The sequence below is a fragment of the Erythrobacter sp. QSSC1-22B genome (genome assembly GCF_001678665.1).
Taxonomy (GTDB): domain Bacteria; phylum Pseudomonadota; class Alphaproteobacteria; order Sphingomonadales; family Sphingomonadaceae; genus Qipengyuania.
Window position 1 is genome coordinate 1 of record NZ_LZRP01000039.1, and the last position, 829, is coordinate 829.

The window sequence follows — 829 nt, forward strand, 5'->3', positions numbered from 1 at the left end:
GATTCACAGCGCCATCGGGATGTGATTCACAGGCCTCCAGCGAGGAGGCATGTGGAATGGCAGATTTCTTCTGGTTTTCAGATGAGCAGTGGGCTCGGATTGAGCCACTCTTGCCGCAGGATACGCGCGGGATGCGGAGGGTGGATGACCGGCGCGTGCTCTCCGGGATTGTTCATGCGCTGAAGAGTGGCGGGCGCTGGAGCGACTGCCCGGAACACATCTACGGGCCCAAGAAGACGCTCTACAATCGATTCCGTCGCTGGGCCGAGCGCGACGTGTGGGAGCGCATCTTTTCGAGCCTGGCCGGGGTCGAGGGCGTGCCTGCCAGGCTGTTCATCGACAGCTCCTGCATCAAGGTCCACCGCACCGCCGGAGGCGCAAAAGGGGGGCCTTGGCTCATGGTATCGGCATCACTAAAGGCGGGAGGAACACCAAGCTCCACGCAATCTGCGACGAGAAGGGCCGCCCCCACGTCCTCCTTCTGACACCCGGCAACACGCACGATGCCAAAGTCGCCATGCTGGCGATCAATGCCGCGCCGCCATCGGAGTATCTAGTCGCTGACAAAGGCTACGACAGCAACGCCTTGCGCTCTTGGTTGATCGAGCGAGGCACCACGCCGGTCATCCCGTCAAAGTCCAACCGCAAGGTCCAGATCGAGCACGACAGGCAGATCTACCGCCAGCGCAACGTCGTCGAGCGCATGTTCTGCCGCTTCAAGGACTGGCGGCGGGTCGCAACCCGCTTCGACCGCAACATCAAGACCTTCATGGCCACGATCGCTATCGCAGCCATCGTCACTTGGTGGCTCTAACGAGTCCGGACCCTA

Annotated in this window: 1 protein-coding gene; it reads left to right on the forward strand. The window is 61.9% G+C overall.

Translation table 11 applies throughout. The features are described 5' to 3' along the window. Window positions 1–56: 56 nt before the first annotated feature. Window positions 57–814 (forward strand): IS5 family transposase gene (locus A9995_RS16420; protein ID WP_145917027.1). Its coding sequence is split into 2 segments (ribosomal slippage): window positions 57–393 and window positions 393–814, totalling 759 coding nucleotides; the frame shifts between segments, so codons are not numbered across the junction. Window positions 815–829 lie beyond the last annotated feature (15 nt).